Genomic DNA, 5,887 nt, shown 5'->3' with positions numbered 1-5,887 from the left:
GAACAAGCGCATCTCGACGAAGCCGTTGCTGCTCTAAAACACCAGCGTTGTGGAGCATTGGCGGCGGTAGAGCACGCACTGACGAGATCGCGCTATCGAACCCTTAAAACGGCAGTTGAGACGTGGCTAGAGCAGCCGCGCTACACTTCGATCGCCACGCTACCTCTATTCTCGCTGCTGCCGGATCTGCTGAGTCCGCTGCTGTCGAGTCTGCTGCTGCATCCAGGCTGGTTGGTGGAGGCTGCCGATACCTCTGAGGAAGCTAATGAAACCCTGCACGATCTGCGGAAGGCATGTAAACATGCCCGCTACCAAGCCGAGTTTTTTGCGCCGTTTTATAACGCAGACTTCCAAACCTGGACCAATGAGGTCAAGGATATCCAAGCGACGCTAGGCAGTGTCCACGATCGCCAAGTTCTTACAGATTTACTTATAGAACATCAGCCCAAACGGGGAAAGCTGGCTAGCCTCCACACGCTGATTGAGCAGTCAAACGCAGCAGACATGGCAGATTGGGACGATCGACGGCAGAAGTATTTATCTGCGGAGTTTCGCCAGTCTCTGCGTCGGCTGATTCTGGACGCGGTGCGATCGCCTGGCGTGCCTACCCCAACAAACGCAATGAATTAGTCTGGCTGATCCGGCGATCGTCAGAAAAACAGGTTCGCCGCAATGTCATTCCTAGACAGGTTTGGGCACTCTAAATTTACTAGGCGTCTAGGAAGGTTTAACCCAAATTCTCCAGACGAATCTTTAACGAGTTCTGCACTACCGTGTGGGGTTCTGTTAGGCATCTGGATGGATTCTGAAGCGGCTCTGGCTGCATTAGAGCAGCTGTGTGGTCGCTGGTACGATTCGGCTATTCGCTTATCACATCAGCTCATGATGGTTTTGAATCGACCAACTCAGAAGCACGTCCTAAGACGTAGACATCTGGTCAGGGAAACGCTTAGAACTACTAATGGGTCGAATAAAGGAAGGGAATATGGAGAACTCACGAGAGCCACAGTCTGCTAAACATGCTGAATCGGTTAATAGCGCTAAAGAATTTAATTTTGAGCAGTGGGCAAGTCAAGTTAGACCCCAACTGCTAGCCTCCCTACAAAAGCGGGGAATCAGATAGCGTCGGCAATCCGGGCTGCTTTGGTGTAGCCTTACAGCGGTTGCTATTTAACGGAGTTTAATAAAGCAACGGTGGATGAATTAATTCATCCACCGTTGCTTCGTTGAGCGATCGTTGCCGATTAAGCACTTTGTACAAGCCTTAATTCTCTTAGAAGGAGAATAGGGAGCATCAGACTACCATTTTCTCTAAGACAGCTAACCGTGAGCATTGCTTGCCTTCGGTTGATCACGGCTAGAGCTGAACTGATTGCGTTAAGCGTTACGAATTAATCACTTTAATCATCTGACGCGAAGCGATGACATCAGGGTGGTCCAAGTATGCGATAGTTACTTTTGATCAGCTCTCTGCCTAGTAGGGTCAATAGAGGGTTCACAATAGACACTGGTGATCGCGTCGCCGGAATCCGCTAAGTCAGCTGCAACCCCTACAGGACTAGAAATGAAACGTGGAGCGCTCGTTGTTGGAATCATGCTCATTGCGCTACTGCTGAGCATGACCCACGTTGGAGCGCAGCAGACCCTGCGCGTGCGGGTAAATCGGGCAATCGCGATTCAGCAAGTGGCTGGAACGGTAACCTGCACGTTGCAACGGGTGACTCGATCGGCCCAGGTGGGCGATCGACTGCAAACCGTAGGCGACAGCATCGCGACAGGCAAGAACTCTACAGCTACCCTAGCGGTAGATACTGGAATCGGATTTATTAATGTTGCCGAGAATACACAAGTGCGAGTGCGACAGCTAGAATACACCCCAGATAATGGACGGATTACGCGACTGCAAGTGACGCAAGGACAAGTGCGACTACGGGTTCGGCGCTTGACCAACCCAGGATCAACGTTAGAAATTCAAACGCCTGCTGGAATCAGTGGTGTACGAGGAACTGAGTTTGGGCTGGGCGTGCAGCCAAACGGTAAAACTGGACTCGCTGTTTTGCAGGGCGGCGTTCAGAACGCTGCTCAGGGGCGGGCGGTCGCCGTCAACGGCGGCTTCCAAAACTTTACGATTCCCGGCGAACCGCCATCCACGCCAGTACCTTTGAGAGAGGATACTCGTCTGAAGCACCAGTTCCGGCAAGTCATTGAAGGCGGCGTTCGCAAAATTCAACTGGTGGGTCAAGTTGATCCAGTCAACCTTGTGCTGGTTGAGGGCAATCCTCAAGTGACCGATCGACGAGGGCAATTTAGGACAGAGCTACGACCTGTGCCGTCGTATCTGCGATTGCGAGTTACTGTAATCACTCCCTTAGGGAAACAGCAGGTGTATGACTTGGCGCTTCGGTAAGTATGGACGATCGCTACTGCCGGGCGGACTGACGACTCTTGTGCTTGCCGTGCTGCTGAATCTGGGTGCACTCCAATCTCTGGAGCACTTGGCGTACAACACGCTGCTTCACCTACGAGGACAGCTTCCCTGGGACGATCGTCTCGTCCTGATTGCCATTGATGACGTGAGTATTCGATCCATCGGACGATTCCCGTGGGCGCGGCAGCAGTATGTCAACCTGCTGGGTGTACTGGCTGAGTCCGATCCCAGCGTCATTGTCATGGATCTCGTTTGGTCTGAGCGTAGCCCAGATGATACAGCGCTAGCGCAAGCGATGAGCCAAAGCAGTCGCGTCGTTCTGGCAACCGCGCAAGACAGCAACGGCTTACCGCTGCCGCCTGTACCAGAGTTAGCAAACGCGGCGATCGCGAGCGGGCACATCATCAACCGCCAAGACGACGATGGAATTACGCGCAAAGTCGATCTGCAAATTCGTAATGAACCAGCACTGGCGTTGGCGGCAGTTCAGTCCCACAGCCTAGTCCAGACGCCGATTTCCCTACCTAACCCTGAGCAACCACTGTGGATTAACTGGGCAGGACGGGTGCAGCAGCTTCGCCAGTACTCATTTGCCGATGTGGTGCAGCGAAAAATTTCGGCGGATGCGTTTCGAGACAAAATTGTGCTGGTTGGTGTGACGGCAGTGGGGATTGATGCAATGCCGACCCCATTCAATCAGGCACCCCCCGCTAGTGGTGTGTATCTGCACGCGGCTGTGATCCACACGCTGCTTCAGCAGAACGCCCTGAAGCCGCTTGGCGACGGCTGGTTGATTTTCATTCTGCTGGCAGGTGGTCCAGGACTCAATCTAATTCTCGTCCGCTGGCGAGAAAATGTTCAACTTCTGATTTGGCTGAGTGTCTGTTTGAGTTGGATTGTCCTTAGTTGGCTGCTGCTGAAGCTAAACTACTGGTCGCCTGTGGCATTGCCGATCGCCCTGTTTACGTCTACGGCGGTTGCTGTGGCAGTCGGAGAGCGATTGCGGCTGAATGTGCTGCTGCAACAGCAGGTGCGACAACTTTGGCAGCGACATTACAGTGACGTGGTACTTCGCGGTTCCAAACCGGATCGGGCTTCCATAGAGCGATCCGGCTTGCTATCCAGTTCGCCTCAGAGTGTTACCCAACTCGCAGCCCTTGCCGACCAGTTTGGGCGATCGCAGTCCACCCAAGCCGCAATTGCTCGCAGCTTGTCGATCGGGCTACTGGCAGCAGACTGGAGTGGGGTTGTTTGGTTCTGCAATCCTGTAGCGGCAGATTGGCTACACGTTAGTGTGAACAACAATCTGACCGATCGCCTCGTCCCCAATTGGCTGAGTGAGGATCAGTGGCAGGCGGATCTTCAGGCGCTCCGGCAACTGGCACAGGTTGCTCCACGAGAATTGCACCGGGACGATCGCTGGTTTGAACTCAAGCTAGAGCTATTAACCGACCGCTCAAATCAACTCAAGCTCAGTGCGCCGACTTCACCGGATGGCTTCTTGCTCTTGCTAGAAGATATTACGCTGCGTAAGCAAGTTGAGGAGACTCTCGCGCAGCAGGTACAAGAACTCCAGCGACTGAGCCAGCTTAAAGATGACTTTTTGAGCACCGTTTCGCACGAGCTACGGGCACCACTGACTAATATTAAGCTGGCGATCGAGCTGCTGAAACTCGCCGATTCGGATAAGGAAACCCAATACTATATCTCAGTTCTAGAGAATGAATGCAACCGGGAAGCTAACCTGATTAACGACTTACTGGATCTTCAACGGCTAGAGGCAAAAGCGCAGACCTTCACTCCAACGCTGATTGATCTACGGGCGTGGCTACCGACGATCGTCGCACCATTTTACGAGCGTGCTGCGATGCAACAGCAAACCCTGCATCTGGATCTTCCTCCAGAAACCTCCTGTCTCACCTCTGATCAACTGAGCTTAGAGCGAATTTTGACCGAACTCATCAACAACGCTTGCAAATATACGCCCCCCGACGGCAGCATTTCTGTTTCGGTTGATTGCCGCGCTACTGATCTAGACATCGCTGTTCAAAACACAGGCTGCGAAATTCCAGAACGTGAGCTAAACCGGATTTTTGAAAAGTTTTATCGCATTCCCAAAGCCGATCCCTGGAAGCGCGGCGGAACGGGTTTAGGATTGGCGCTGGTGAAGCGCTTGGTCGAGTATTTAGGCGGAACGATTCGGGTCCAAAGCGGCTCTGGACAAATAACTTTTGTGGTTCAGCTACCGTTGAAGTATGAGCCGAAGCAAGAACCGATGGAATGAAGCGCGTATGAATGACCGAAACGTTAACGGTAAGTGCGTTCTAGTTTGCCAGAACCGCACCTGCCGAAAGCAAGGAGCCGCAAAGGTGCTGGCAGCGTTTCAGGAAAGCTCTGCATCTGACTACGCTGTGGTCACTAGTGGCTGTTTAGGACAGTGCGGTAATGGACCGATGGTGCAGGTTGTGCCAGAGGGAATTTGGTACAGCCGTGTGCATCCCGACGAAGTGCCCGCGATCGTCAAGCGACATCTGCAACAGGGGCAGCCGATCGCGGCAATGCTCTATCCGAAATTCCATTCTTCGTTTAGACAGAACTAGCCGAGGACGACTGAGATGCCACTGCGGAAAGACCTTCACGAAGACAACCGCCTCTCTTGGAATCAGGCGACCAAAGCCCATAACAGCCACAAAGGCGATCAAGCCAAATTTCTTCGAGAGGGTGGCAGTACACTGTTTCCAGAAGAGATCGAACTTTTGGGTGACCTTGCCAACTGCTCGCTACTGCATCTGCAATGCAACTCTGGACAAGATACGCTGAGCTTAGCGCAGCTTGGTGCGGTAGTTACGGGCGTAGACATTAGCGATGAGGCGATTTCGGTTGCCCAAACTCTCTCGATCGCGTCGGGAATTCCAGCCACATTTTATCGGCCAGATGTTTTCGATTGGTTGCAGGAAGCGGCAGATAGAGGCGATCGCTTCGATAGAGTCTTCTCGTCGTATGGGGCAGTGTGCTGGCTGTCTAACTTGACTCTGTGGGCTAACGGAATCGCAGCCGTGCTTAATCCGTCTGGACGCTTTGTGCTAGTGGACTTTCACCCAGTTGCTCTAGCGTTTGATGAGAACTTGCAGTACGCATTTTCTTACTTTAGTGATGAACCTCTCACCGTTGAGGATGGCATTAGCGACTACGTCGCCGCCTCCAAAACGGAGCTAGTTCCTTGGGGTTATGAGCCTGGTATCGAGAATTTCCGCAATTCCCATCGCTCTCATGAGTTTGCCTGGGGCCTCGGTCAAGTTGTGACCGCGCTGCTGCAAGCAGGACTGACGCTGCACGCTCTCTACGAGTACCCCTACTCCAACGGCTGCAAGCTGTTTGAGCAAATGCGCGAAGGTCCAGGACGGCGCCTGTTTCCTCCGCAGGGCGTGCCCAATCTACCGCTGATGTATGGAATTGTTG

5 protein-coding genes are annotated in these 5,887 nt (G+C 53.0%); all 5 read left to right on the top strand.

From position 1 onward, the window contains the following. Positions 1 to 630 (top strand): CHAD domain-containing protein (locus H6F43_RS15550; RefSeq protein ID WP_190343636.1); only part of this gene is annotated, 630 nt, incomplete at its 5' end. A gap of 964 nt (positions 631 to 1,594) precedes the next feature. Continuing rightward, positions 1,595 to 2,407, top strand: a complete 813-nt coding sequence (locus H6F43_RS15545) for a FecR domain-containing protein (protein WP_190343635.1) — start codon at positions 1,595 to 1,597, stop codon at positions 2,405 to 2,407. Continuing rightward, a complete protein-coding gene (locus H6F43_RS15540; protein ID WP_190343634.1) occupies positions 2,388 to 4,712 on the top strand; it encodes a CHASE2 domain-containing protein in 2,325 nt (774 codons plus the stop codon). Before H6F43_RS15545 ends, H6F43_RS15540 begins: the two co-directional genes overlap by 20 nt. 7 nt (positions 4,713 to 4,719) lie before the next feature. Continuing rightward, on the top strand, positions 4,720 to 5,028 hold the full coding sequence (locus tag H6F43_RS15535; RefSeq protein ID WP_190343633.1) for a (2Fe-2S) ferredoxin domain-containing protein: 309 nt from the start codon (positions 4,720 to 4,722) through the stop codon (positions 5,026 to 5,028). Between the two features lie 21 nt (positions 5,029 to 5,049). Further along, positions 5,050 to 5,887 (top strand): methyltransferase domain-containing protein (locus H6F43_RS15530; protein WP_190343637.1); only part of this gene is annotated, 838 nt, incomplete at its 3' end.

The sequence above is a fragment of the Leptolyngbya sp. FACHB-36 genome (assembly GCF_014695955.1).
In the GTDB taxonomy this organism is placed as follows: Bacteria; Cyanobacteriota; Cyanobacteriia; order Leptolyngbyales; family Leptolyngbyaceae; genus FACHB-36.
Note: the sequence above shows the minus strand (reverse complement) of the source record. Positions and strands in the feature narration are given on the sequence as shown.